The sequence below is a fragment of the Chromatiales bacterium genome (assembly GCA_020445605.1).
GTDB lineage: Bacteria > Pseudomonadota > Gammaproteobacteria > JAGRGH01 > JAGRGH01 > JAGRGH01.
In genome coordinates, this window is record JAGRGH010000027.1 from 22,544 (window position 1) to 47,960 (window position 25,417).

A 25,417-nucleotide genomic window follows, 5' to 3' on the forward strand; every position below is an offset into this window, starting at 1 on the left:
GACCCTGACGGCGCTGGACTTCGCGGCGGCCGAGGTCATCGTGAACCCGGAAGGTCGCTATGCGCCCATCGGCAGCCAGGTCGATGCGTTCAACACAGCCGTGGATAACACCAACGGCGTAGTGGGTATCAACATCACCGGCACCGTCGCGGGTCAGGAAGTCGCCGTCATCACTCAGCCGAATTTCGCGACCATCGGCAGCCAGTCCGTGCGCATCGACGCGAACCAGATCTGACGATCTGACGCGGAGCTGACGACAGGCGGCGCCGGGGATCGATTCGAGCCCCAGCGCCGCCTTCGGTTCGTCAGACGTCGAGCGAGCAATCACTCCAGCCTGCAAGGCCCCAGTGCGTAACCGCGGCTTCAGCCTCATCGAACTGATGATCGCCATCGCGGTGCTGGCGCTTCTGGTCGGCATCGCGATTCCGGCGTATCAGGGCTACATCGCCGAATCGCGCTCCGGCGCGGCCCGCGCCAACGCCGAACACCTGCGCACCGCGGTCGAGGACTATTTCCTCGACAACGAAAGCTACACCGGCCTCAACGGGCTCGTGTGGGACGGCAACGGCACGACCACCACCGACCCATCGCCCAATCCGCTCGGCTGGTCGCCCACTGGCGACGACGGCCAGTACGACTACACGATCACAGCACCAGCGGCAACGCGCTATACGATCACGGTCAAGAACATCCACGGTGGCACCACCGCCAGCTTGAGCCGCAACTAAGCTTGCGCTTCCGCGTCCCTGAGGCCGGGAGCGATCACGTCCAACTGCTTCCCCGATACATCCAAACGGCCTGCCACGTACATCGAGGGGCCCGCACGGTCACCATTACGCCACACCACCGGATTTCGGTTTCGCAATCCGGCGTTTGCGACCTGAGTGGCATTGCAACAAGCGCCCAAACCGCTACACTTGCCAACGGGTGTTTATCAATCGCTTTAATTTCGTGGTGCACCTGCACCTGATCGCGACCCGGGATAGCCGATGGCCACTCCACAGTCCGAACTGAACCTGACCGGCCTTGCGGCGCGGCTGGTGCGCGACGGCATCATGGCCGAGTCCGCGGCACGTTCGGCGTTCGAGGCCGCGCGCGAACGCAAGATCCCGCTGGTGCGCCACCTGGTCGACCAGAAGATCCTCTCGGCGCGCGTGCTCGCCGGCACGGCCGCACGCGAGTTCGGCGTGCCGCTGTTCGACCTGGACTCGCTGGAACCGACAGCCACCCCGCAGGATGCCGTTTCCGACAAGCTGATCCGCACGCACCGCGCCCTGCCGATCGGCAAGCGCGGCGGTCGCCTGTTCGTCGCGGTTTCGGACCCGACGAACCTCGCCGGGCTCGACGAGATCAAATTCCATGCGGGATTGCTGGTCGAGCCCGTGCTGGTCGAAGACGACAAGCTCGGCAAACACATCGACGCGGCGCTCGATGCGCGCGACACCACCATGTCGGACCTCATGGACTCCGACGTCGACCTCGAATACAGCGAGAACGAAGAGGCCAAGGACAAGAACGAGGCCGCGGTCTCCGACGCGCCGATCGTCAAGTTCGTCAACAAGATGCTGCTCGACGCGATCAAGCAGGGCGCCTCGGACGTGCACTTCGAGCCCTACGAGCACGATTTTCGCGTGCGCTACCGTTCGGACGGCATCCTGCACGAGGTCGCCTCGCCGCCGGTGCAGCTCGCCCCGCAGATCGCCACGCGCATCAAGGTCATGTCGCGCATGGACATCGCCGAACGCCGCGTACCGCAGGACGGGCGCATCAAGCTGCGCGTCTCGCAACGTCGCTCGATCGACTTCCGCGTGAACTCCTGTCCGACCCTGAATGGCGAAAAGCTGGTGCTGCGTATTCTCGATTCGAGCAACGTGGCGCTCGGTGTCGAGCACCTCGGTTTCGAGGAAGAGCAGCGCGAGGCCTACGTGAAGGCCATCAACAAGCCCTACGGCATCATCCTGGTCACCGGCCCGACCGGCAGCGGCAAGACCGTCACGCTGTACACGGCGCTCAAGATGCTGAACGAAGTCGGCGTCAACATCTCCACCGTCGAGGATCCGGTCGAAATCTATGTACCGGGCATCAACCAGGTCAACACGAACCTCAAGACCGGCCTGACGTTTGCCGAAGCCCTGCGCGCCTTCCTGCGCCAGGACCCGGATATCATCATGGTCGGCGAGATTCGCGACCTCGAAACGGCGGAGATCGCCGTCAAGGCCGCGCAGACCGGCCACCTCGTGCTGTCGACCCTGCACACAAACGACGCGCCGCAGTCGCTGACGCGACTCGCGCAGATGGGCGTGCCGCCCTACAACATCGCCTCATCGGTCCTTCTGATCATGGCACAGCGTCTGATCCGCAAGCTCTGCGACAACTGCAAGCGCCCGGTCGACATCCCCAAGGCCGCGCTGATCGAAGAAGGCTTTCGCGAGGACGAGATCGGCACCTTCGAGGTGTATGGACCGGTCGGCTGTCAGCGCTGCACCGGCGGTTACCGTGGCCGGACGGGCATCTTCCAGGTCATGTCCGTCAGCGAGGAAATGGGCCGGATCATCATGGAAGGCGGCAACTCGCGGATGCTGGCCGAGCAGGCCGACCGCGAGGGCGTGGCCACCATGCGCGAATCCGGACTGCGCAAGGTAAAGAACGGCATCACGAGCCTGGATGAAATCAACCGCGTAACGATCGACTGAGAACCATGGCCACCAATACCGCCGTCGCTCGCAACCCCGCCGCCAAAGGCAAGGGCAAGGGCAAGCGCAAGACCGAAAAGATGTACAGCTTCACCTGGGAGGGCGTCGACCGGCGCGGTCGTCGCATCAAGGGTGAGGTCAACATGCAGAACGCCGCGCTGGTCAAGGCCGATCTGCGCCGCCAGGGCATCAACCCGCTGAAGGTCCGGCAGAAATCGACCCTGCTGTCGTTCGCGAAGAAGAAGGTCCGGCCGCGCGACGTGGCAATTTTTTCGCGCCAGCTTGCGACCATGCTGTCCGCCGGCGTGCCGCTGGTGCAGGCCATGGACATCATCGCGCAGGGTCACGACAATCCCGCCGTTCGCGACCTGGTCAATACCGTGCGCATGGATCTTGAAGGCGGCAACGCGCTGTCCGTTGCCCTGTCCAAGCATCCCGCCCATTTCGACGAACTCTATGTGAATCTGGTTGGCTCCGGCGAGCAGGCCGGCGTGCTCGACCAGGTGCTGCACAAAATCGCGACCTACAAGGAACGCACGGAGTCCCTGAAGTCGAAGGTCAAGAAGGCGATGTTCTACCCCGTCGCCGTGATCGCGGTCGCCATCATCGTGACCTCGATCATCATGATCTTCGTCATTCCGCAGTTCAAACAGCTATTCGAGGGATACGGATCGGACCTGCCCGTGTTCACGACGGTCGTGATTCACATCTCGGAGTGGATGCAGCGGTTCTGGTGGCTGCTGCTCTTGATCGTAATCGCCGGCGTCGTGATGTTCATGAACGCACTGAAGCGTTCAAGAAAATTCCACCACGCCGTGGACCGCATGACCCTGAAGATCCCCGTCCTGGGGCCGATCCTGCACAAGTCCGCTGTGGCGCGCTTTGCGCGCACGCTTTCGACCATGTTCGGCGCGGGCGTGCCGCTGGTCGAATCGCTGGAATCCGTCGCCGGGGCGACCGGCAACATCGTTTACGCCGATGGCCTGCTGAGGATTCGCGACGAGGTCTCGACCGGGCAGTCGCTCGAACTCGCGCTCCGCCAGTCGAAGATGTTTCCGAGCATGGTCGTGCAAATGGTTGCGATCGGCGAGGAATCCGGTTCGCTCGATACGATGCTTGCAAAGGTCGCCGACTTCTACGAGGAAGAGGTCGAAAACGCGATTGACGCACTGATGAGCCTGATCGAGCCCTTGCTCATGGTCGTACTCGGCGTGGTCATCGGCGGCCTCGTCATCGCGATGTACCTGCCGATCTTCCAGCTCGGCCAGGCCGTGCTCGGCAAATGAATCGGGCGCTCACTGCCCATCGGCCACCCAGCGCACAGCAGCGAACCGCGGCCAGCTAGACACCGTGCCGGTTGCATTCTGGTATCTGGCCGCGGGCACACTGGGGCTCGTGGTCGGCAGCTTTTTGAATGTCGTGATCGCACGGCTGCCGGGCATGCTGCGTTTCCACTGGGAGGCCGAATGCGCGGACGCCACCGGAAGGCCGCTTGACCGGCCGGCGCCCCCGTCGCTGACCCACCCGCGGTCGCGATGCCCCAGTTGCAGCGCCCCGGTGCGCGCGCGCGACAACATCCCATTGCTCAGCTACCTGCTCCTGCGCGGACGGTGCCGAGACTGCGGCGCAGTCATTGGCCTGCGCTACCCCGTCGTCGAGGCCCTCGGCGCCCTGCTGGCGATGCTCTGCGTGTGGCGCTTCGGGCCAGGCGCGCAGGCAGCGCTCGCGGCGATTTTCTGCTGGATGCTGCTCGCCGCCGCGATCATCGATCTGGACACCCAGCTGTTGCCGGACAGCCTGACCCTGCCGCTTCTGTGGCTCGGGCTGCTCGCGAACACCCGCGACCTGTTCGCTCCATTGGAATCCGCAGTGCTGGGCGCGGCGTTTGGCTACCTCGTTCTCTGGCTGGTATTCCAGACGTTCCGCCTGCTCACCGGCAAGGAAGGCATGGGCTACGGCGATTTCAAGCTCGTCGCCGCGCTTGGTGCCTGGCTCGGCTGGCAGCAGTTGCCGCTGGTGATCCTGCTCGGTTCGGTAGCCGGCGCCCTGATCGGCACGTTGATGCTCAAGCGCGCGGCCGCAGATCGCGCCACGCCCATCCCGTTTGGCCCGTTCCTGGTGCTCGCGGGTCTGGTCGCCATGTTTGCCGGGCCCGAGATCACCAATGCCTATCTGAACTGGTCCGGCCTGCGCTGATGTTGCGCGTCGGCCTGACCGGCGGAATCGGCAGTGGCAAGTCTGCCGTCGCCGCAGCATTCGCAGAGCTCGGCATCCCGGTCGTCGATACCGACCAGATCGCACACCAGCTGTCCGAACCCGGCCAGCCCGTGTACCTGGCAATGGTCGCGGAGTTCGGAACCGGAATCATCGGTCCGCACGGGCGCATCGACCGCGCTGCGCTGCGGCAGCTGGTCTTTGCGAACCCCGGGCTGCGCGCACGACTGGAGGCCATCACCCACCCGCTGATCCGCGCGGAGACCGAGGCAAGGCTCGCGGAACTCGACGAAGCCTACGCCATTGTCGTCGTGCCGCTGCTCGTTGAGGCGGGCTGGATGGACCTCGTCGACCGGGTGCTCGTCGTCGACACCGACCCGGGCGTTGCGCGTCGCCGCGCCGCCGACAGAGACGGCTTAAACGAGGCCGACATCGCGGCCATTCAGAAGAGCCAGACCGGCCGAGATGCCCGACTTGCCGCGGCCGACGACCTACTCAGCAACGACGGCGGACACGAAGATCTGCGCGCTGCGGTCGCCCGTCTGCACGAGCGCTACGCGGCATGGCCTCGTTCATAACATGACCGACTGCATTGCGCCTCCTCGCAGCCTCCCGCACAATCAAGCATTGGTTCACCTGCCCGCCCGCCTGTGCCCTCCATCGTCGTCTACGAACATCCCCTGACCGAGCGCATGCGCAGTCTGCTGCGCCTGGAACATCTGTTCGGCGCGCTCGAGGCCACGGCCAGCAGAACCGATCCGTTTTCCCAGCGCGGCACCGTGTTCCGCCTGCTGGACCTGTCCGGCATGTTTGCGCGCTACGACCTGAAAACGGAGATTCTCAAGGAACTGGAACGCCACACGGGTCTGCTGGCGCCCATGCGCGGCCAAGCGGAGGTGGACGGCGAGCGCCTCGACCGCGTGCTAGACGAGCTTGGCCGTGCGAGCGACGAAATCGCCGCGATCGACAACCACCGCCTGCGGGATCTGCGCCAGCACGAGATGCTCAACGCGATCAGCCAGCGCTACAACATGCCGGGCGGCACGTGCAGCTTCGATCTGCCGGACTTTCACCAGTGGCTGGTCGGCCCCGCGGAGGTCCGCGATGCCGATCTGGCCCGCTGGCTCGCACCGTTTGAGCCGCTGCACCGCGGCGTGCGGCTGTCGCTGAAACTCAGCCGGGCTTCGGCACGGCCGGCACCGAAGGTCGCTTCCGGCGGGTTTTATCAACAGTCGCTGGACGCCTCGAAGCCGCTGCAGCTTATCCGCGTGGCCCTGACTTCGGATGATCGCTGCTACCCGCAGATCAGCGGCAACAAACACCGTTTTACGGTGCGCTTCGTGGAGCCGGACAGCAACGGCCACGCCTGTGCGACCGAGATCGACACGGCCTTTCAGCTGACCTGCTGTCTAATCTGAGATTGCACGTTCGCCCGGGAAGCGGCGATCTTTTCTTTTGCGCTCATCTTCAACAGCCTGCGGCTGTCGAGGAGCGTGGCGCTTCTTGAGCCTGCGGGCGTTGCTCAGCTCACTCCGGAAAACCCGCGGATGCCGGCGACACCCTGCGCGCCGTGTCGCAGGGCTGCGCGTATATCGGCGGGTCCGACGCCGCCGAGCGCATACACCGGCATGGCAACGGGCTCGACCAGCCGCGCGAAACCGTCCCACCCGAGCGGCTGCCGGTCAGGATGCGACGGAGTCGGCTGAACCGGCGAGAGCAGGCCGTAGTCGAGCCCAAGCAGCTCGGCGCGACGCAACTCGTCGACGTTGTGACACGAGGCGCCGATCGGCCAGAACCCCGCGGGTCTTTCCGCGCGTTCGAAAAGCCCCTTGGCACTGAGGTGCAGCCCGCAGCCTTCCAGCTGCGGCAGGTGTTCAGGCGCACGATGCAGCACCAGCGTGGCGCTGCGCTCGGCACAGGCGGGCACCAGCCGACGGGCCACTGCCGAGTAGTCGGCATCGTTCACAGCGTGGGCACGCAGCAGGATCTGCCGGTATCCACGCGCAAGAAGTCCCTCCACCTCCCGTTCCAGCATCCCGGGCTTATCACTGGCGGTGATGGCATACAGCGGCTGTAGACGCAGTGCCGCCACGATCGGCCGGTCCGCGGCGGGCATTGGAAATCCATGCAGTTCCGCCGGCGCGACCCATTCGATCGGCTGGCCTTCGCGCGGCTCCAGGGCGCCGTCGAACGAGAGCACGCGAAAGACATGCAGCACGATCTCGCGATCGGTGTAGCGGTGCGCAAGCCGGATCAGCGGCGCCAGCGCCTGTGCCCGAATGCCGAGTTCTTCGAACAATTCACGGCGCAGGGCCGCCGCCGGCGTCTCGCCCGGTTCGAGTTTTCCACCCGGAAACTCCCAGAGCCCGCCCTGGTGAGAGTGGGCGTGTCGGCGCGCGAGCAGAACGCGCCCGTCGGCCCGGGCGATCGCCCCGGCCGCGACCTCGACGCGGGAACCCCGCATTCAGCTCCGGTAGCTGGCGTTGATGCGCACGTAGTCGCAGGTCAGATCACTGGTCCAGACCCGCGCATGCGCCTCGCCCAGACCGAGTTCCACGCCGATGAACTGGTCCACGCCCGCCAGTGCCGCCTGCCCGGCGGACTCGGTGTACTCGGCCGCCGGCAGGCCATTGCGAATCACATAGTGTTCGCCAAGCCGGATCGCGACCCGATCGATTCGCAGATCCACAACGCCCGCGCGACCAACGGCCGCGAGAATGCGTCCCCAGTTCGGATCGCCGGCCGACAGTGCCGTTTTCACCAACGGCGAGTGCGCAATCGTGAATGCCACGCGGCGTGCCTCGTCCTGGTCGCGTGCGCCGGATACATCAATGGTCACGAAATGCGTCGCGCCTTCGGCATCGCGCACAATCGCCTGCGCAAGCTCCATGCACACGGCCGCAATCAACGCATAAACCTTGGCGTAGCGCGGGTCGTCCGTTGAAACGATCGGATTGTCCCGACCGGTCGCGATCAGCACACACGCATCATTGGTCGAGGTGTCCCCGTCCACCGTGATGCTGTTGAACGATTCGGCCACGCAGTCGTCCAGACAGCGCTGCGCCAGTTCCGGGCTGAGCGCCGCATCGGTGGCGACGTAAGCCAGCATCGTCGCCATATCCGGACGGATCATGCCCGCACCTTTGGCAATGCCGATCGCCGAGACGGTATCAGCACCGATCTGTACGCTTGCGCTGCGAAGCTTCATGACCGTATCGGTCGTCATGATCGCCCGCGCGACCGCGGGCCAGGCGTCGGCGTCCAGCGCGGCGACCAGCTTGGGGACACCGCGCTCAAAGGGCGCCAGCGGCAACTGCGCGCCGATCACGCCCGTGGAAAACGGCAGGGTCTGCTCCGCATGCGTGCCGGTCGCTGCGGCAACGAGTTCGCAGCAACGGCGGGCCGCAGCGAGCCCCTGCTCGCCGGTTCCCGCGTTGGCATTGCCGGAGTTGATCAACAAATACCGCGCACTGGCTGAACGCAGATGTTCCCGTGCAACGAGAACCGGTGCCGCACAAAATGCGTTGCGGGTAAACACCGCGGCGACGCTGGCGCCGGCCGCGATCTCGATCAGGGCGAGATCATCGCGATCCCGGTAACGGATTCCACCGGCGGCCGTTGCCAGGCGTACGCCGTCGATCGCCAGTGCAACGTCACCCACTGCATTCGTTGAGTCGGCCACTGCCGAACGCCCTCAGCTCAGACGACCGTGACACTGCTTGTACTTCTTGCCGGAACCGCAGGGACACGGTTCGTTGCGACCGACCTTGCGCCCGCTGCGTACAAACGGCTCGTCGCGCGATTCGGCATCCGGCGAAGACGGGTCGCCAGCACCCGGACCAGGCCCCGGCATGGCACCGGGCGCCGACAGCGCCGAGGCCTCGGCATGCTGATAGCGCATCTGGGTCGGCGCATGATGCTGCGCCTCGATCGCCGCGACATCGGCCGGGTCGCGCACCTGGATCCGACTCAGGATCGCAATCGTCTCGCGCTTGATGGATTCCAGCAGCCCGGTGAACATCTCGAACGCTTCGCGCTTGTACTCCTGCTTCGGGTTCTTCTGCGCGTAACCACGCAGATGAATGCCCTGGCGCAGATAGTCCATCGCCGCGAGATGATCCTTCCACTGACCATCGACGACCTGGAGCATGACGGCCTTTTCGATGTCGCGCATCACGGTTGACGAGGCACGGCGTTCCTTGTCGGCGTAACGCTCTTTGAGCTGATCGAAGATCCGCTCCCGCAATGCCTCCTCGTGCAGGTCATCATCGGCGTCGAGCCAGTCGCGAATCGGCAGTTCCAGCGCAAACTCGGCGGCCAGCGCATGCGTGAGGCCGTCGACATCCCACTGCTCTTCGAGGCTGCCGCGCGGCATGAAGGCATCAATCAGCGCGTTGAGCACGTCGTAGCGGATCGCAGCCACGGTCTCGGAGATATCGCCGCTGCCCATGAGATCGCTGCGCTGCTCGTAGATCACCTTGCGCTGATCGTTCGCAACATCATCGTACTCGAGCAACTGCTTGCGAATATCGAAGTTGTAGCCCTCGACCTTGCGCTGGGCGTTCTCGATCGCCCGCGACACCCATGGGTGCTCGATTGCCTCGCCTTCCTTCATGCCTAGCTTCTGCATGATCGCGGCAACACGGTCCGACGCGAATATGCGCATCAGATTGTCTTGCAGCGAAAGATAGAAACGGCTGGAACCCGGGTCACCCTGGCGCCCGGAGCGACCGCGCAGCTGGTTGTCGATGCGCCGCGATTCATGCCGTTCGGTGCCGACGATATGCAGTCCGCCCGCGGCCAACACCTGCTCATGGCGCGCCTTCCAGTCCGTGCGCACACGTTCCACTTCGGCGCGTGGCGCATCGTCACCGAGCGCGCGCAACTCGGCCTCCAGATTTCCGCCCAGAACGATGTCGGTACCGCGGCCCGCCATGTTCGTGGCGATCGTCACCGCACCCGGACGGCCGGCCTGCTCGACGATATGCGCCTCGCGGTCGTGCTGTTTGGCGTTGAGGACCTCGTGACGAATCTTCTCCTTGGCGAGTAGTTTCGCGATGTGTTCGGAGGTCTCGATGGACGCTGTGCCGACCAGCACCGGCTGCCCGCGTTCGACGCAATCGCGGATGTCCTCGACGATCGCACTGTATTTCTCGGCCGGCGTCAGGTAGACGAGATCACCATTGTCGACACGGACCATCGGCCGGTGCGTGGGAATCACGACAACCTCGAGTCCGTAGATCTGCTGGAACTCGTAGGCCTCGGTATCCGCCGTGCCCGTCATGCCGGCAAGTTTTCCGTACAGCCGGAAGTAGTTCTGGAACGTGATCGAGGCGAGCGTCTGGTTCTCGTTCTGGATCGATACGTGTTCCTTCGCTTCGACGGCCTGGTGCAGACCATCGGACCAGCGCCGGCCGGGCATCTGTCGGCCGGTGAACTCGTCGACGATGACGACCTGGTTGTTCTGCACGATGTAATCGACGTCACGCGCAAACAGATTGTGGGCGCGCAATGCCGCATGCAGATGATGCAGCACGGCTACATTGGCCGGGTCATACAGGCTCGAACCCTCGGCCAGCAGCCCGGATTCCACCAACAGCGCTTCGGCGTGCTCGTGACCTTCCTCGGTCAGATAGGCCTGTTTGGTCTTCTCATCGACAGTGAAGTCCCCCGGGCCATCTTCCTCCTGCTGCCGTTGAAGCTTCGGTATGACGACGTTGATGCGTTCATACAGCGCGGAGCTTTCATCGGTGGGCCCGGAGATGATCAGCGGAGTGCGCGCCTCGTCGATCAGGATGGAGTCCACCTCGTCAACGATCGCGAACCGAAGTTCGCGTTGGGACTGCTCTTCGCGCGAGAACGCCATGTTGTCGCGCAGGTAGTCGAACCCGAATTCGTTGTTCGTGCCGTAGACGATGTCGCAGGCGTAGGCCTCACGGCGGGTGACCGCAACCAGTGAGTCGAACGGCGCGTCCGGCGTGCGAGCGGCGGGGTCGAAGCGGTAGGAACTTGAATCCGGGCCGCGCCCGCCGGATGAATTGATCACCCCGACGCTCAGGCCCAACGCGTGATACAGACGCCCCATCCACGCCGCGTCGCGACGTGCAAGGTAATCGTTCACGGTGATGACATGGACCGGGCCGGCCAACGCGTTCAGCGCGGCGGGCAGGGTCGCGACCAGGGTCTTGCCCTCACCGGTGCGCATTTCGGCGATCTTGCCCTGATGCAGGACCATCCCGCCGATGAGCTGCACGTCGAAATGCCGCATCTCCAGAACACGCCGCGACATCTCACGCACAAGCGCAAACGCCTCGGGGAGAACCGGGTCGAGCTTGCCCGCTTCGCTGACGCGTTCACGCAGGCCGGCGAAGCGCTCACGCAGGGCCGCTTCATCCAGCCCCTGCAATTCGGATTCGAACGCACCGATGCGATCGACATCCTTGCGCATCGCGCGCACGAGCCGCTCATTGCGACTGCCGAATAACTTCGTCAGGGCCTTGCTGAACATGGATATTTTAGGGAGAGATGGACGATGGCGGGTATCGGGCGGCGATGATACCCGATCACACGAGTCGGCCGCCGGCGGATGGGGGCCGGCGCCGCGGACCGCCCCGCAGGAGTGTGGGTCAGCCCGCGCTGCGGACGAACTTCGACGGATTCACGGCGCGACCGTCCTTGAGCACCTCGAAATGCACATGCGGGCCGGTTGAGCGGCCCGAGGAGCCCATCCGCGCGATGGTCTCACCCTTGTGAACGGTCTGACCGACGGCGACCAGAACCTCACTATTGTGGCCGTATCGGGTTACGTAGCCATCGCCATGGTTGATCAGCACCTGCAGGCCGTAGTCGTTGATCTGCTCGACGGCCTGGACGACACCGGTCGCCACCGTAACCACATCGCTGCCCTCCTTGCCCGCGAAGTCGATCCCGCTGTGCCAGTCCTTCTTGCCCGTGAACGGGTCGGTGCGCTTGCCGTAGGCGGACGACACCCAGCCCGATTTCACCGGCCGGCCCGAGGGCAGAACTTCCGCGCGTAGATGCTGCCCCATGATCAGGTTCTCAAGCCCGCGAAGCTGAAGACCGCGGGCGTCAACCTGCTCTCCGAGCCGGTCGAGCTGCTTCATGAGGTCATCGGACGAATAGTCATCGACCGCGCGTGCAGCGGCCTCGATACCACCCATGGGCGGCGCCTCGGAGAAGTCGAATTCAGCCGGGTCGAGTTCACCGAGTTCTACCAGGCGTGAACCCAAAGCGCTCAGTCGCACCACTTCGGCCTGAAGCCGGCCCGCGCGGAGCGCCATGGCATCGAGATTTGCGCGCAACTCCTGCCCGGCATCCGCGACGATCGTGCGCTGCTCGTCCAGCTTCGCGTGCAGATCGGCGGTCATCGAATCGGCAACGGACGTAATGCGCCCGATGCCATACGAGTATCCGATCCATCCGGCGAGCGCAGCCACCATCACGCCAGCCAGCGCAAACACGACCGCCAGCCGCGGCATGCAGACTTCGACGCTGTTGGTCTTACGACAGAACTTCGGGACTAGTAGGATTTGCATCGTGATGCCGAGTCGTACCCGCTCCAGCTACAAAGGCCCCCTCGGGGCTCTACAAAACGCCAATCCAGGCTTGGGCCAGCTCATCGCACAGGCCCGCGCCTGCCAACACCAGCTCGACGAAATTCGCGCGCTGCTGCCGGCCCCGATGGGCGACCACTGCGTCGCGTGTGTCCCGGATGGACCGCGCATGACGCTGTTTGTTTCCACCCCCGCGTGGGCCACGCGGTTCCGCTACCTCGCGCCCGCGCTCACCACGCGGCTGGGGGTTTCCGGCGTCGATGTCCGCCTCGCGCCACCATCGCCGACCGCGCCGGTCACTCGCCGCCGACCGACCCCGGACCTGTCGCCAGCACGCGCCGCGCTGCAGGCAACCGCCGCACATGTGTCGGACCCGAGTCTGGCTGCCGCGCTGCAACGCCTGCTGCGCGCGATTGGCGATCACGCCGGTTGAGGGCTCATCTCCGTTCAGCTACGTCTGGGTAGCCGCCGGCCCACACTCACACCGCACCGCAAACGCGGCGCGAAAATCAACCCATCATCAATTTGTTGTTGTCGTTCTCGCGGGTCGCGAACTGCTCGCGCCACCGCAGCCGATCCGCCATCGACACGCGACGCCGGACCATCGAATTCATCAACTCAACGCGTGAATCGGCGTACCGTACGAAATCGGCAGCTGGTCCGGGTCCGTGAACGTCACCTCTTCCCACGCCTTGCGGTCGGCGAGCAGCGCACGCAGCAGACGGTTGTTCAGTCCGTGACCGGACTTGTAGCCGGCATACGAACCGATCAGGCTGCGATTGAGCTGATACAGATCGCCGATCGCGTCGAGAATCTTGTGCTTGACGAACTCGTCTTCGTAACGCAGACCGTCTTCATTGACGATGCGGTAGTCGTCTACCACGATTGCGTTATCGAGGCTTCCACCCAGTGTGAGGTTGTGCGCGCGAAGATATTCGATATCGCGCAGAAACCCGAACGTACGGGCACGACTGACCTCTTTCACGAACGAGGTCGACGAGAAATCAATTTCGGCTGACTGCGGGCGACCACGAAACGCGGGGTGATCGAAGTCAATGGTGAAGCCAACCTTGAATCCGTCATACGGCGAGAGTTCCGCCCACTTGTCACCCTCTTCGACACGCACCGTTCGCTTGATGCGCACGAACCGCTTCGGCGCGTTGAGTTCCTCGATGCCGGCGGATTGCAGCAGGAACACGAACGGCCCCGCGCTACCATCCATGATCGGAACCTCGGGGGCGCTGAGATCGACATAAGCATTGTCGATACCCAGACCGGCCATCGCGGACAGCAAGTGTTCCACCGTGGAAACCTTGATGGAACCGTTGGAGACCGTCGTCGACAGCTGCGTGTCGCCAACATTGGACGGATGCGCCTTGATCTCGACCGGAGGCTGCATGTCGACCCGCCGGAACACGATGCCCGTGTCCGCGGCGGCGGGTCGCAGGGTCAGATAGACCTTCTCACCGGTATGCAGTCCAACGCCGGTGGCGCGGATGATGTTTTTGAGCGTTCGTTGTTTTATCACCGCCGCGCCCAGACCCCTGACGAAAGAATGTTCTAATGGCGTAATTAGTCAAAGAGTATCACAAGCCCCCCGTTCTGTGAAGAACGACATGCTTGTCGCCGGCCCGGCGCCCGGCCTGCCGGCGGTATCGGCACAACCCCGGTCGGCGGGTGACGCGCAACGCCCGTCCGCCCCCAACGACCTCGATCCGAGACATGCCCGGATCGGCTCAATCGGCCTGACGGCGCAGGAACGCCGGGATGTCCAGATACTCGACATCGGCGCGCCGGGCGGCCTCGACATAGGCACGGGCCTGACTCCGTCCCGCGGGCTCCGCTGACTTGGCCGGCTTGCCGTCGGTACCGGTGGCCGGCAGGGCATCCACCGCCGGCTGCACCAGTCGCACGGGCTGCTCGGCGGCCGCCGGACGATCCAGCCCGGTGGCAACGACCGTGACGCGGCACTCGCCTTCCATTTCGGGGTCAATGACCGTGCCGACGACGATCTGGGCATCGTCCGACGCAAACTCGCGCACGGTCTGCCCGACCTCCTCGAACTCGCCGATCGACAGGTCCATGCCGGCCGTGATGTTCACCAGCACGCCACGGGCGCCCTGCAGGTGGATGTCTTCGAGCAGCGGGCTGCCGACCGCGGCCTCGGCGGCCTGACGCGCGCGGTCCTCGCCGCGGCCGACACCGGTACCCATCATCGCCATGCCCATTTCGGACATGACGGCGCGCACGTCGGCGAAATCCACGTTGATCAGTCCCGGCCGGATGATCAGTTCCGAGATGCCCTGCACGGCGCCCAGCAGCACGTCGTTGGCGTGCCGGAATGCATCCAGCAACGACATGTTCTTGCCCAGCACGGGCAGGAGCTTGTCGTTCGGGATCGTGATCAGCGAATCGACCGTCTGGCGCAGCTCGCGAATCCCGTGCTCGGCCACGGCGTTGCGCTTCGTGCCTTCGAAGTTGAACGGCCGCGTGATCACGGCGACGGTCAGGATATCCATGTCCTTCGCGATCCTCGCGATCACCGGCGCCGCGCCGGTACCCGTACCGCCGCCCATGCCGGCGGTGACGAACACCATGTCCGCGCCATCCAGCACCTCGGCAATCCGATCCTGATCCTCCAGTGCCGACTGGCGGCCCTTGGTCGGATCGGCGCCGGCACCCAGGCCCTTGGTCAGGTTGTTGCCGAGCTGCAGGACGGTTGCCTGCTCGACATTCTTCAGTGCCTGCGCATCGGTATTTGCACAGATGAAATCGACCCCGGCGATCTGTGCCGAAATCATGTGTCTTACCGCGTTGCCGCCACCGCCGCCGACACCGACCACCTTGATCACCGCATTCTGCGGATTCACATCTACTAGCTCGAACATCGTCTACCTCCTGCCGTATACGGCCGCGCCACCCGGGCGCGCCTGAAAATGACTCCGCCTTGACCGGCTGCTGAAAAGCACCGCTCAGAAGCGCCCGTGAAACCACCCGCGCACCCGATCCCAGGCGGCACGCAGACCGCTGCGGGTGGTCGGGGCGGGACCCATGCCGCGCTCGGATCGTCCAAACAGGATCAAACCGACCGCGGTCGCATAAATCGGATTGCGCACGACCTCGCCGAGACCGCGCACGGACTGCGGCGCGCCCAGGCGCACCGGCTTGTGAAAGATCTCCTCGGCGAGATCGACGAGCCCCTCCATCTTGGCGCTGCCGCCGGTCAGCACGACGCCGGCGGCGATCAGGTCCTCGTAGCCGCTGCGCTGGATCTCGGAGTGCACCAGTTGCAGCAGTTCCTCGTACCGTGGCTGCACGACCTCGGCCAAGGTCTGGCGCGAGAGCTGCTGGGCCGGACGATCGCCGATGGCCGGAACCTTGATCGTTTCGTTCTGGCCGGCAAGCTCCGCGCGTGCGCAGGCGTACTTGACCTTGATTTCCTCGGCGTGCTGCGTTGGCGTTCGCAGACCCACCGCAATGTCGTTGGTGACCTGGTCGCCCGCGATCGGGATGACGGCCGTATGCCGCACCGAACCGTCCTTGAAAATCGCGATGTCGGTCGTGCCCCCGCCGATATCCACCAGGCACACGCCGAGTTCGCGCTCGTCGTCGGAAAGCACGGCCTCGCTGGAGGCCAGTTGCTCAAGAATCAGCTCGTCGACCTGCAAGCCGCAGCGACGCACGCATTTGATGATGTTCTGCGCAGCACTCTGCGCGCAGGTCACAAGATGCACTCGCGCCTCAAGCCGGACGCCGGCCATGCCGACGGGCTCCTTGATGCCCTCCTGCTCGTCTATGACGAATTCCTGCGGCAGGATGTGCAGGATGCGCTGGTCGGCCGGGATCGCGACCGCACGTGCCGCGTCGATGACCCGGTCGACATCGCCGGCGACCACCTCCTTGTCACGAATCGCCACGATGCCGTGCGAGTTCAGGCTGCGGATGTGGCTGCCGGCAACGCCAGTCACGACGGACTGCACATGGCAGCTCGCCATGAGTTCCGCCTCCTCGACTGCACGCTGGATGGCCTGCACGGTCGATTCAATGTTCACCACGACGCCCTTCTTCAGGCCGCGCGAGGGATGTGAACCGACGCCGATGATCTCGATCGAGCCGTCCTCGGTGATCTCGCCGACCACGGCGACGACCTTGGAGGTGCCGATGTCCAGACCCACGGTCAGTCGCTTGTCGTTGCGCTTGCTCATCCACCGGCCTCCGTCTGGGCTGGGGCCAGGCGCACGGCCAGCCCGTTCGGGTAGCGCAGGTCCACGGCGACCACCCCGGCCGCTCCGACCGGCGCCGTAGCCAGCTGCGGCCAGGTCCGTGCAAACCTCTCGATCCGGTTCGCAACATCGGCACTGCCGATCTCGATCACGGCGCCATTCGCGAGCGCCAGGCGCCACGCCCGGCGCGCATTGCGTTCCAGCACGACGACCTCGAGCCCCAGCGGCGCCAGCCGCGACTGCACGTCTGCAAGCATCTGAACCATCTCTGCGGCCGCCGAGTCATCGGGGCCGATCAGCCGGGGCAGGTCGAAGCCATCGACCACCGCGGGCCGGAACACCACACCGTCACGCCCGACCAAGGCGTCCTCACCCCAGTACGCAACCGGCTGTCGCTCGCGCACAAAGACCTCCAGCGTCGCCGGCCAGCGTCGGCGCACCGTCGCCTCGGCGATCCACGGCGAGGCCTCCGCCGCGGACCGGATCGCCGCGACATCGGCCGCAAACAGACCGGTCGCAGCCAGGGGCGCGAGTTCGGTCTGCAACTCGGCCGGATCTGCGTGCAGCAACGGAGTGGCGATCCGCACGACCTGCACAGGCAGTACGTCCGGGCGCTCCAGCGTGCCGAGCGCAAGCGCAGCACCCCAGCCAATGCCGATGGCCAGCACCAGATAGCCCAGTGACAGCCGCAGTCCGCGCCAGAGTCGCCGACGCAGGGCGTTCTCGATGCTGCGGCGTTCGCGTTGGGCGGCCTTCCTACGCGCCATGGGCAACCTCCGCGTCCAGCGTCTGCGCGAGGATGCGCCAGACCAGCGAGTCGAAATCGATGCCGGCCGCACGTGCGGCCATTGGCACGAGGCTGTGGTCGGTCATGCCCGGCACGGTGTTGACCTCGAGCAGCCATGGGCCGTCGCCGTCGTACATCAGGTCCACGCGGCCCCAGCCCCGGCAGTCCACCGCCGTGAACGCGGACAGCGCGAGCTTCTGGATCGCGGCCTCGTCCGCCGCCGACAGACCGCAGGGGCACAGGTACTGCGTGTCGTTCGCGCGGTATTTCGCGTCGTAGTCGTAGAAGGTATGCGAGGTGCGCAGACCGATCGCCGGCAAGGCCTCGCCATCGAGAATCGCGACCGTGTACTCGGCGCCCTGGATGTAGCGCTCGACCAGCACCTCGTCGTCGAGCGCGACCGCCGCAGCCAGCGCGGCGCGAAGTTCTCCGGCCTCGCGCACGATCGTCACGCCGAGGCTGGAGCCTTCCCGCGCCGGCTTCACGACCACTGGCAGCGGCAGGTCCGGGTGCTCCGCACTGCCGGCGTGGTAGTGCCGGAACGCCGGCGTTGGCAAGCCCAGCGCATTCCAGACCCACTTGGTGCGGGTCTTGTCCATGCCGAGCGCCGAGCCGAGCACACCCGACCCGGTGTAGGGCAACCCGACACGCTCCAAATAGCCCTGCGCGGAACCATCCTCGCCGCCACGGCCGTGCAGCACGATGAACACCCGTTCAAAGGTCGCGCGGGAGATTGGCGCCCAGCCGCCGTCGGCCGGATCGACGAGTCGCGCATCGACGCCGCGCCGTTGCAGCGCGGCATGCACCGCCGCGCCGCTGATGAGCGAGATCGCGCGCTCGGACGAATCGCCGCCGGCAAGCACGGCCACCCGTCCAAACTGCGCCGGAGCAATGTTCGCTGGGGTCTTCATGGCGCGGTCTCCGCGGCCGCCTCGCCGACGATGCGTACCTCGGGTTCCAGCAGCACGCCAAAGCAACCGTTGACCCGCTCGCGCACCTCGCCGATCAACGCCTCGATGTCGGCCGCCGTCGCGCCTCCGGTGTTGATGATGAAGTTCGCATGACGCGGCGAGACTTCAGCGGCACCGCGGCGCAGTCCCTTGAGTCCGGCGGCCTCGATCAGCCGTGCAGCGTGATCGCCCGGCGGATTGCGGAACACCGAACCACAGCTCGGCAGGCCGGTCGGCTGGGTCGCGGCGCGACGTTCGAGCAGGGAGCGAATCCGGTCGCGCGAGGCCGCGCCGTCGCCCGGGCTGAGCGCCAGCCGGGCGGCAAGGAACCATTCGTCCGGCGGACCCTGCACCTGCCGGTAGCCGACGGAGAACTCAGCCGGTTCACGTGTGTGCACGACGCCGCGCCGGTCCACCGTGTCCACACCGGCGACGATCGACCAGGTCTCGCCGCCGAACGCCCCGGCATTCATCGCTAGGGCACCGCCGAGCGTGCCGGGAATGCCGGCGAAGAACTCGCCGCCGACCAGATTGGCGCGGGCGGCGTGGCGCGCGATCTGTGCACAGGCCACCCCGCATTCCGCCTCGATGCCGTGTTCGCCCCAGGCCCGCATTTCGCGCACCCGGCCCTGGGTCACGATGACCGTGCCCGGAAACCCCCCGTCGCGCACCAGAAGATTGCTGCCCAGTCCGATCCACAGCAGCGGCTCGGCCGGGTCCAGTCCGGCGAGAAACCGGCACAGATCGTCGCGATCCGCAGGCCGGTACACACGCGCCGCACGGCCGCCGACCCGCCACGAGGTGTAGCGGTCCAGGGCGATGTTCTGCGCAAGCTCGCCACGCAGTCCGTCGGTCGTCCGCGCCGCCATCATGCGCCGCCTCCCGCCGCGATCTGCGCCGCAATCCGGCCGATGGAACCGGCACCCATCAGCAGCACCACATCGCCGTCGCGCGCAGCAGTTTCGATGGCAGCCGGCAGGGCCTCCACGCGCTCGACGAACACCGGCTCGACCACGCCGCGCGCACGCACGCCGCGCGCCAGCGCACGCCCGTCGGCGTTTGCAATGGGTGCCTCGCCGGCCGGATAGACCTCGACGATCAACAGGGCGTCGGCACGCGAGAGTTCGCGACAGAAGTCGTCGAACAGATCGCGTGTTCGGGAATAACGATGCGGCTGGAACGCCAGCACCAGCCGGCGCTGCGGCCACACGGCGCGCGCGGCGTCCAGCGTGGCAGCGATCTCGGCCGGGTGATGGCCATAGTCGTCGACGGTGGTCACCCGCGCGTCGCCCAGCCGTACGTCGTCGTGAATCTGGAAGCGCCGGCCGATGCCGGCAAAGCCCGCGAGCGCGGCCTGCACATGCTCGATGCCGACGCCGATCTCCAGCGCGACGGCAGCGGCGGCGAGCGAATTGCGGACGTTGTGGCGTCCGGGCAGATTCAGCCGCACCGGCACCGGCGGTTCACCGCGCACCACCAGATCGAACTGCATCGCGCCGCCGTCGGGGCGCAGATTGCGCGCGGCGAGATCGGCGTCGTCACGCTCGATGCCGTAGGTACGCACCGGGCGCGCGACCTTGGGCAACAGGGCCGCGGTTTCGCGGTCGTCGATGCAGAGCACCGCGAGCCCGTAGAACGGCAAGTGATAGAGAAACTCCAAGAAGGTCTGGCGCAGACGCGCGAAATCACCACCGTAGGTCTGCATGTGATCGGCGTCGATGTTCGTGACGACCGCGATCATCGGTTGCAGGTGCAGGAACGACGCGTCGGACTCGTCGGCCTCGGCGACGAGATAGCGGCCGGCCCCGAGCCGCGCGCTCGCGCCGGCGGAGGTCAGCACGCCGCCGATCACGAAGGTCGGGTCCAGACCGGCCTCGGCGAGGATGCTCGCCACCAGGCTGGTCGTGGTCGTCTTGCCATGGGTGCCGGCAATCGCAATGCCGTAACGGAAGCGCATCAGCTCGGCGAGCATTTCGGCGCGGCGCACGACCGGCACGCGCGTCTCGCGTGCGGCCCGCAGTTCCGGGTTGTCAGCGGCGATCGCCGTCGATACCACCACAGCATCGGCACCGGCGATGTTTGCGGCGGAGTGCTCGAAGACGATCTCCGCACCGAGTTTGGCGAGACGATCAGTTGCCGTATTCGCCGCACGATCCGATCCGGTGATGCGATAACCGAGATTCAGCAGCACCTCGGCGATCCCGCTCATGCCGGAACCACCGATGCCGACGAAATGCAGGTGCCGCACGCGGCCCATCGCCTCGCGCGGAATCGCCCCGTGGTGCGGACGCTCAAACGCGACCATCGAGCACCTCCTCGCAGGTCGCAACCACACACTGGGTCGCATCCGGCCGTGCCAGCGTGCGCGCGGCATTTGCCCAGGCCAGCGCGCGCGCGCGATCCAGCGTGTCCAGATGCGCGGCCAGCGTCTCGGCCGTCAGCGTGGCCTGTTGCTCGATGACCGCCGCGCCGGCCTCGACCAGCACCCGCGCGTTCGCGCTCTGGTGGTCGTCGACCGCGTGCGGATACGGCACGAGGATGCCGCCCAGTCCCGCCGCGGCCAGCTCCGAAACCGTCAGGGCGCCGGCCCGCGCGATGACGAAATCGGCCCAGGCATAGGCGCCGGCCATGTCGTCGATGAATTCGCCAAGTTCGGCCTGGACACCATGCGCGGCATAGGCGTCGCGCGCGGCGTCGATCTGCCGCCCGGTCTGGTGGCGTACGACCGGGCGACGGCCTTCGGGCAGGCGCGCAATTGCCGATGGAACGAGCGCGTTCAACGCGGTCGCACCGAGCGAGCCGCCCAGCACCAGCAACCGCAACGGCCCATCCCGACCTGCAAAGCGTTCGGCGGGCGACGCGAGCATGCTGATCTCCCGGCGCACGGGATTGCCGCAGATGCGCACACCACAGCTGCGGAACGCGCCGGCGAATGCGGCAAGCCGACGTGAGGCAAACCGTTCCAGCCGACGATTGGTCATGCCAGCGATGGCGTTCTGCTCGTGGATGACCAGCGGCACGCCGGACAGCCAGGCCGCAAGGCCGCCGGGCGCCGCAACATAGCCGCCCATGCCCAGTACCAGCTTCGGACGCTGCCGGCGCAGAACCCCCAGGGCGTTCCACACGGCGCCCGCCAGACGAAACGGCGCGACGGCCCAGCCGAGCGCGCCCTTACCGCGCAGACCGGTCATCGGCGACCACTCGACCTCGAATCCGGCCTGCGGCACGACGCGGGATTCGATGCCGCGGCGCGTCCCGAACCAGACCACCCGGTGACCGCGCTCGCGCAGCGCCTCGGCACAGGCCAGCGCCGGAAACACATGCCCGCCGGTGCCGCCGGCCATGATCATCACGGTCACCGCCCACCGCCTTCGAGCACCCGCCGCTCGGCCGTCTCATAGTCGATGCGGGCGAGCAGGCCGACCGCCACTCCGAGCACCAGCAGCGCGTTGCCGCCAAAACTCACGAACGGCAGCGTCAGCCCCTTGGTCGGCAGCACGCCGAGATTCACCCCGACATGCACCAGCCCCTGCAGCCCGATCCACAACGCGATGCCGGCTGCAACCCAGGCCGCGAAATCCTGCTTCAGCGCATGGGCGCGACGCGCCAGTGCCAGCCCACGCAGGGCGACCAGCGCGATCAGTGCAATGACGGTGAGCGTGCCGATCAGACCCAGCTCCTCGCCGATGACCGCGAGCACGAAATCGTTGTGGGCCTCGGGCAGATAAAAGAGCTTCTGCACGCCGGCGCCCAGGCCAACGCCTTCCACACCACCCCGACCGAAAGCAATCAGCGACTGCACCAGCTGGTAGCCGGTGGCAAGCGGATCTTCCCAGGGGTTGTGAAAGCTCATCACGCGGGCCACGCGATACGGCGCCATCATCACGGCGGCGGCCGCCGCAACCGCAAACGCGAGCAACATGCCGGTGAACTGGGCAAGCGGCATGCCGGCCAGGAACAGCAGACCGAGACCGGTCGCAACGACCACGAACAAGGTGCCGAAATCCGGCTCGAGCAGCAGCAGCCCGGCCGCCACGGCGAGCAGCACCAGCGGCATCCAGAAACCGCGCACCGGTTGCCCGAGTTCGTCGTGACGGTTGTCCAGGTAGGCCGCCAGGAACACGATCGACGCCAGCTTCATCCACTCCGATGGCTGCAGGTTGATGCCTGCGATCAGCGGTATCCAGCGCGTCGCGCCGTTCGCGGTACGCCCCACACCCGGCACCAGCACGATGGCGAGCAGGGCCAGCGCGCCGAGAAACAGATACGGCGCCGCAAACCGCCAGGCGCTCACCGGCACGACCCAGGCGAGGATGCCAAGACCGATGGCCGCGGTCAGAAACTGCACATGCCGGGTGAACAGCGTCATCGAGGGCTCGGCATCGCCGGCGTGCAGGGTCGCCGACGCGACCATGACGACACCGAGGCCGACCAGCACGGCAATCGGCACGTACAGCCACAGCGCGCTCGCCATACGCGGTGGAGTGGCGCTGGCCGTGGCACGCGCGGCACTCATGCGAATCGCTCCCGCACGGCGCGCTGAAAGCGGTCACCGCGGTCGGCGTAGCCGTTGAACATGTCGAAGCTGGCACAGGCCGGCGACAGCAGCACGGCGTCCCCGGGCTGCGCGAACCGCGCGGCGGCCTCGACGGCGGCGGGCATCGAATCCGCGTGCGCGATGGCCGTCCCGGGTGGCAGCACCGCCTCGATCTTCGGCGCGTCCTCGCCGATCAGCACGACACCGCGAACGTATCTGCGAACCGGCTCGGCCAGCGCATCAAACGCCTGCCCCTTGCCCTGGCCGCCGGCGATCAGCACGACACGCGCGGCGTCCGGCAGGATCGCCGCCAGCCCCTCGATCGCAGCCAGCGTCGCGCCGACGTTCGTGCCCTTGGAGTCGTCATACCAGTCGATCCCGCCGCGCCGACCGACCGGCTGCGTGCGATGCGCGAGCCCGCGAAAGCGCCGCAGCGTCGCGACCATCGCCTCACGCGACAGCCCGGCGGCCGTGCCAAGCGCCAGCGCCGCGAGCGCATTGGCCTGGTTGTGCGCGCCGGCCAGGGCGAGGTCGTCGACCGCCATCCAGCTGTCCGAGCCGCAGGCGAGAAACAGACGACCGTCCCGCTCGATGCGGCCGAATTCGCGACCGTTGCGCGGCCGACCGAGCGTGAAGCCGACGACCTCGGCAGCGACCGGACCGGACGCCGTGCGCGGGTCGTCGAGATTCACGACGACGGTCTGGGCGCCGGCATAGACGCGGCGCTTCGCGCCCGCGTAGTCGTCGAGCGTCGCGTAGCGATCCATGTGATCCGGCGAGACGTTCAGCACACAGGCCGCGCGCGCACGCAGCGACCGGGTCGTTTCGAGCTGGAAGCTCGACAGCTCCAGCACGTACAGCGCAGGTTCCGCGTCGCCGAGCAGGTCGAGCGCGGGTTCCCCGAGGTTGGCGCCTACACGCACGTCGACACCGTCCGTGCGCGCCATTTCGGCGACCAGGGTCGTGACCGTGCTCTTGCCGTTGGAACCGGTGATCGCAATGACCGGCGCACGCGCAATCCGCGCGAACAGTTCGATGTCGCCGATGACCTCCACGCCAGCGGCGAGCGCCGCCTGCACCGCGGGCTCGGCGAGCGCGACGCCCGGCGACAGCACGATGCGATCGAAGCCGGTCAGCAGTTCCGCGGACAGCGGTCCGGTCGCGATCCGCAAATCGGGATGCTCGGCACGCAGCGCGTCGATGCCGGGCGGGGCGACACGCGTATCCGCCAGCGCGGGCCGTTCGCCACGCGCGAGCAGGTGACGCAGCACCGAGCGCCCGGTCGCGCCCAGACCGACGATCAGCGTGCCGGCATCAGGCATCGGATGAATCCCGTTCGCGCAAGACATCCGCGCTCACCGGATCTTCAGGCTCGCGAGCCCGATCGAGACGAGGATCACGGTGATGATCCAGAACCGCACGATGACGCGCGGCTCCGGCCAGCCCTTGAGCTCGAAGTGGTGATGAATCGGCGCCATGCGGAACAGCCGCCGGCCGGTCAGACGATACGAGCCGACCTGCAGGATCACGGAGATCGTCTCGATCACGAACACACCGCCCATGATCACGAGCACGAGTTCCTGACGGACGACCACCGCGATCAAGCCGAGCGCCGCGCCCAGCGCCAGTGCGCCGATGTCGCCCATGAACACCTGCGCGGGGTAGGTGTTGAACCACAGGAAACCCAGGCCGGCGCCGACGATCGCGCCACAGACGATGATCACTTCGCCGACCCCGGGCAGATTCGGCAGCAGCAGATAGCTCGCGAACTTCGCGTGTCCGGACGCATACGCGAACACACCGAGCGCGCCGCCGACCAGCACCGTCGGCATGATCGCGAGCCCGTCCAGGCCGTCGGTCAGGTTCACCGCGTTGCTGGCACCGACCACGACCAGGTAGACCCACAGCACATACCAGGGACCCAGCTCGAAGACGAGTGTCTTGAAGAACGGGATGATCAGCTGCGACTCGGCCGGCGACTGCTGGGTGAAGTACAGCCACAGCCCGGCGGCGAGTCCGGCGATGGACTGGAACAGGTATTTCCAGCGCGCCGGCAGGCCACGCGAATCCTTCAGCACGAGCTTGCGATAGTCGTCGACGAAGCCGATCACGCCGAAGGCGGCCGTCGTCAGCAGCACGACCCAGACGTAGCGGTTGGACAAATCCGCCCACAGCAGCACCGCCGTGGCGATCGCGACGAGGATCAGCGCGCCGCCCATGGTCGGCGTACCGGCCTTGGACAGATGCGTCTGCGGGCCATCGCTGCGCACCGTCTGACCGATCTGGTATCGGTTCAGCGAGCGGATCATCGCCGGACCGACGAGCAGCGCAATGCCGAGCGCGGTCAGCACGCTCAGCAGTCCACGCAGCGTCAGATACTGGAATACCGCGAAGCCGTCGTGGAAGCGGGTCAGCCATTCAGCAAGCCAGAGCAGCACG

General features: G+C 66.4%; 21 protein-coding genes and 1 pseudogene. 7 read left to right on the forward strand and 15 right to left on the reverse strand.

Annotated elements, in window-relative coordinates; all coding sequences use genetic code 11:
* Positions 1-380: 380 nt before the first annotated feature.
* The 6 genes and pseudogenes from KDG50_03920 (at position 381) to zapD (ending at position 6,325) form a co-directional block, all read left to right on the forward strand.
* The gene (locus tag KDG50_03920; protein ID MCB1864551.1) at positions 381-728 is read left to right on the forward strand and encodes a hypothetical protein; all 348 of its coding nucleotides are present in this window, start codon (positions 381-383) and stop codon (positions 726-728) included.
* 261 nt (positions 729-989) lie between these two features.
* Positions 990-2,693, forward strand: coding sequence for a type IV-A pilus assembly ATPase PilB (pilB, locus tag KDG50_03925; protein ID MCB1864552.1), 1,704 nt, complete (start codon positions 990-992; stop codon positions 2,691-2,693).
* Between the two features lie 80 nt (positions 2,694-2,773).
* Positions 2,774-3,979: a type II secretion system F family protein gene (locus KDG50_03930; GenBank protein ID MCB1864553.1), complete on the forward strand. Its 1,206-nt coding sequence runs from the start codon at positions 2,774-2,776 to the stop codon at positions 3,977-3,979.
* Positions 3,980-4,079: 100 nt separating this feature from the next.
* Positions 4,080-4,889, forward strand: a pseudogene (locus KDG50_03935) (prepilin peptidase).
* On the forward strand, positions 4,889-5,485 hold the full coding sequence (gene coaE / locus KDG50_03940; protein MCB1864554.1) for a dephospho-CoA kinase: 597 nt from the start codon (positions 4,889-4,891) through the stop codon (positions 5,483-5,485). The pseudogene KDG50_03935 and the gene coaE overlap by 1 nt, the downstream one beginning before the upstream one ends.
* 72 nt (positions 5,486-5,557) lie before the next feature.
* Positions 5,558-6,325 carry a cell division protein ZapD gene (gene zapD / locus KDG50_03945; protein ID MCB1864555.1) on the forward strand — a complete coding sequence of 256 codons (768 nt, stop codon included), beginning with the start codon at positions 5,558-5,560 and terminating at the stop codon, positions 6,323-6,325.
* A 104-nt stretch (positions 6,326-6,429) separates the two neighbouring features.
* On the opposite strand, the gene KDG50_03950 is transcribed toward zapD, so the two are convergent.
* The 4 genes from KDG50_03950 to KDG50_03965 form a co-directional block, all read right to left on the reverse strand.
* Positions 6,430-7,371: a Nudix family hydrolase gene (locus KDG50_03950; GenBank protein ID MCB1864556.1), complete on the reverse strand. Its 942-nt coding sequence runs from the start codon at positions 7,369-7,371 to the stop codon at positions 6,430-6,432.
* The gene (gene argJ, locus KDG50_03955; protein ID MCB1864557.1) at positions 7,372-8,568 is read right to left on the reverse strand and encodes a bifunctional glutamate N-acetyltransferase/amino-acid acetyltransferase ArgJ; all 1,197 of its coding nucleotides are present in this window, start codon (positions 8,566-8,568) and stop codon (positions 7,372-7,374) included.
* Positions 8,569-8,601: 33 nt separating this feature from the next.
* Positions 8,602-11,415 carry a preprotein translocase subunit SecA gene (gene secA / locus KDG50_03960; GenBank protein MCB1864558.1) on the reverse strand — a complete coding sequence of 938 codons (2,814 nt, stop codon included), beginning with the start codon at positions 11,413-11,415 and terminating at the stop codon, positions 8,602-8,604.
* A 118-nt stretch (positions 11,416-11,533) separates the two neighbouring features.
* Positions 11,534-12,463: a M23 family metallopeptidase gene (locus tag KDG50_03965; protein MCB1864559.1), complete on the reverse strand. Its 930-nt coding sequence runs from the start codon at positions 12,461-12,463 to the stop codon at positions 11,534-11,536.
* A 70-nt stretch (positions 12,464-12,533) separates the two neighbouring features.
* Here KDG50_03965 and KDG50_03970 point away from each other — a divergent pair, with 70 nt between their 5' ends.
* Positions 12,534-12,914, forward strand: coding sequence for a DUF721 domain-containing protein (locus tag KDG50_03970; protein ID MCB1864560.1), 381 nt, complete (start codon positions 12,534-12,536; stop codon positions 12,912-12,914).
* A 180-nt stretch (positions 12,915-13,094) separates the two neighbouring features.
* On the opposite strand, the gene KDG50_03975 is transcribed toward KDG50_03970, so the two are convergent.
* The 11 genes from KDG50_03975 to KDG50_04025 form a co-directional block, all read right to left on the reverse strand.
* A complete protein-coding gene (locus KDG50_03975; GenBank protein ID MCB1864561.1) occupies positions 13,095-14,009 on the reverse strand; it encodes a UDP-3-O-acyl-N-acetylglucosamine deacetylase in 915 nt (304 codons plus the stop codon).
* Positions 14,010-14,217: 208 nt separating this feature from the next.
* The gene (ftsZ, locus tag KDG50_03980; GenBank protein MCB1864562.1) at positions 14,218-15,369 is read right to left on the reverse strand and encodes a cell division protein FtsZ; all 1,152 of its coding nucleotides are present in this window, start codon (positions 15,367-15,369) and stop codon (positions 14,218-14,220) included.
* A gap of 84 nt (positions 15,370-15,453) precedes the next feature.
* On the reverse strand, positions 15,454-16,686 hold the full coding sequence (ftsA, locus tag KDG50_03985) for a cell division protein FtsA (protein MCB1864563.1): 1,233 nt from the start codon (positions 16,684-16,686) through the stop codon (positions 15,454-15,456).
* Complete coding sequence (locus KDG50_03990; GenBank protein ID MCB1864564.1) at positions 16,683-17,471, reverse strand: cell division protein FtsQ/DivIB; 789 nt, start codon at positions 17,469-17,471, stop codon at positions 16,683-16,685. The genes ftsA and KDG50_03990 overlap by 4 nt, the downstream gene beginning before the upstream one ends.
* Positions 17,461-18,402 carry a D-alanine--D-alanine ligase gene (locus tag KDG50_03995; GenBank protein ID MCB1864565.1) on the reverse strand — a complete coding sequence of 314 codons (942 nt, stop codon included), beginning with the start codon at positions 18,400-18,402 and terminating at the stop codon, positions 17,461-17,463. Before KDG50_03995 ends, KDG50_03990 begins: the two co-directional genes overlap by 11 nt.
* Positions 18,399-19,310 carry a UDP-N-acetylmuramate dehydrogenase gene (gene murB / locus KDG50_04000; GenBank protein MCB1864566.1) on the reverse strand — a complete coding sequence of 304 codons (912 nt, stop codon included), beginning with the start codon at positions 19,308-19,310 and terminating at the stop codon, positions 18,399-18,401. Before murB ends, KDG50_03995 begins: the two co-directional genes overlap by 4 nt.
* Positions 19,310-20,698, reverse strand: coding sequence for a UDP-N-acetylmuramate--L-alanine ligase (gene murC / locus KDG50_04005; protein ID MCB1864567.1), 1,389 nt, complete (start codon positions 20,696-20,698; stop codon positions 19,310-19,312). The genes murB and murC overlap by 1 nt, the downstream gene beginning before the upstream one ends.
* Positions 20,699-20,732: 34 nt before the next feature.
* The gene (gene murG, locus KDG50_04010) at positions 20,733-21,785 is read right to left on the reverse strand and encodes an undecaprenyldiphospho-muramoylpentapeptide beta-N-acetylglucosaminyltransferase (GenBank protein MCB1864568.1); all 1,053 of its coding nucleotides are present in this window, start codon (positions 21,783-21,785) and stop codon (positions 20,733-20,735) included.
* 11 nt (positions 21,786-21,796) lie between these two features.
* Positions 21,797-22,957 carry a putative lipid II flippase FtsW gene (gene ftsW / locus KDG50_04015; GenBank protein MCB1864569.1) on the reverse strand — a complete coding sequence of 387 codons (1,161 nt, stop codon included), beginning with the start codon at positions 22,955-22,957 and terminating at the stop codon, positions 21,797-21,799.
* Entirely contained in the window at positions 22,954-24,300 is a 1,347-nt protein-coding gene (locus KDG50_04020; protein MCB1864570.1) for a UDP-N-acetylmuramoyl-L-alanine--D-glutamate ligase, read from the reverse strand. Before KDG50_04020 ends, ftsW begins: the two co-directional genes overlap by 4 nt.
* A gap of 33 nt (positions 24,301-24,333) precedes the next feature.
* Positions 24,334-25,416, reverse strand: coding sequence for a phospho-N-acetylmuramoyl-pentapeptide-transferase (locus tag KDG50_04025; GenBank protein ID MCB1864571.1), 1,083 nt, complete (start codon positions 25,414-25,416; stop codon positions 24,334-24,336).
* Position 25,417: the final 1 nt, after the last annotated feature.

Bases quoted from the DNA above. Each gene is read 5' to 3' on its own strand.
- KDG50_03920 (MCB1864551.1), top strand. From the start codon at position 381: ATGATCGCCATCGCGGTGCTGGCGCTTCTGGTCGGCATCGCGATTCCG.
- pilB (MCB1864552.1), top strand. From the start codon at position 990: ATGGCCACTCCACAGTCCGAACTGAACCTGACCGGCCTTGCGGCGCGG.
- KDG50_03930 (MCB1864553.1), top strand. From the start codon at position 2,774: ATGTACAGCTTCACCTGGGAGGGCGTCGACCGGCGCGGTCGTCGCATC.
- coaE (MCB1864554.1), top strand. From the start codon at position 4,889: ATGTTGCGCGTCGGCCTGACCGGCGGAATCGGCAGTGGCAAGTCTGCC.
- KDG50_03950 (MCB1864556.1), bottom strand. From the start codon at position 7,371: ATGCGGGGTTCCCGCGTCGAGGTCGCGGCCGGGGCGATCGCCCGGGCC.
- secA (MCB1864558.1), bottom strand. From the start codon at position 11,415: ATGTTCAGCAAGGCCCTGACGAAGTTATTCGGCAGTCGCAATGAGCGG.
- KDG50_03965 (MCB1864559.1), bottom strand. From the start codon at position 12,463: ATGCAAATCCTACTAGTCCCGAAGTTCTGTCGTAAGACCAACAGCGTC.
- ftsZ (MCB1864562.1), bottom strand. From the start codon at position 15,369: ATGTTCGAGCTAGTAGATGTGAATCCGCAGAATGCGGTGATCAAGGTG.
- ftsA (MCB1864563.1), bottom strand. From the start codon at position 16,686: ATGAGCAAGCGCAACGACAAGCGACTGACCGTGGGTCTGGACATCGGC.
- KDG50_03990 (MCB1864564.1), bottom strand. From the start codon at position 17,471: ATGGCGCGTAGGAAGGCCGCCCAACGCGAACGCCGCAGCATCGAGAAC.
- KDG50_03995 (MCB1864565.1), bottom strand. From the start codon at position 18,402: ATGAAGACCCCAGCGAACATTGCTCCGGCGCAGTTTGGACGGGTGGCC.
- murB (MCB1864566.1), bottom strand. From the start codon at position 19,310: ATGGCGGCGCGGACGACCGACGGACTGCGTGGCGAGCTTGCGCAGAAC.
- murC (MCB1864567.1), bottom strand. From the start codon at position 20,698: ATGGGCCGCGTGCGGCACCTGCATTTCGTCGGCATCGGTGGTTCCGGC.
- murG (MCB1864568.1), bottom strand. From the start codon at position 21,785: ATGGCCGGCGGCACCGGCGGGCATGTGTTTCCGGCGCTGGCCTGTGCC.
- ftsW (MCB1864569.1), bottom strand. From the start codon at position 22,957: ATGAGTGCCGCGCGTGCCACGGCCAGCGCCACTCCACCGCGTATGGCG.
- KDG50_04020 (MCB1864570.1), bottom strand. From the start codon at position 24,300: ATGCCTGATGCCGGCACGCTGATCGTCGGTCTGGGCGCGACCGGGCGC.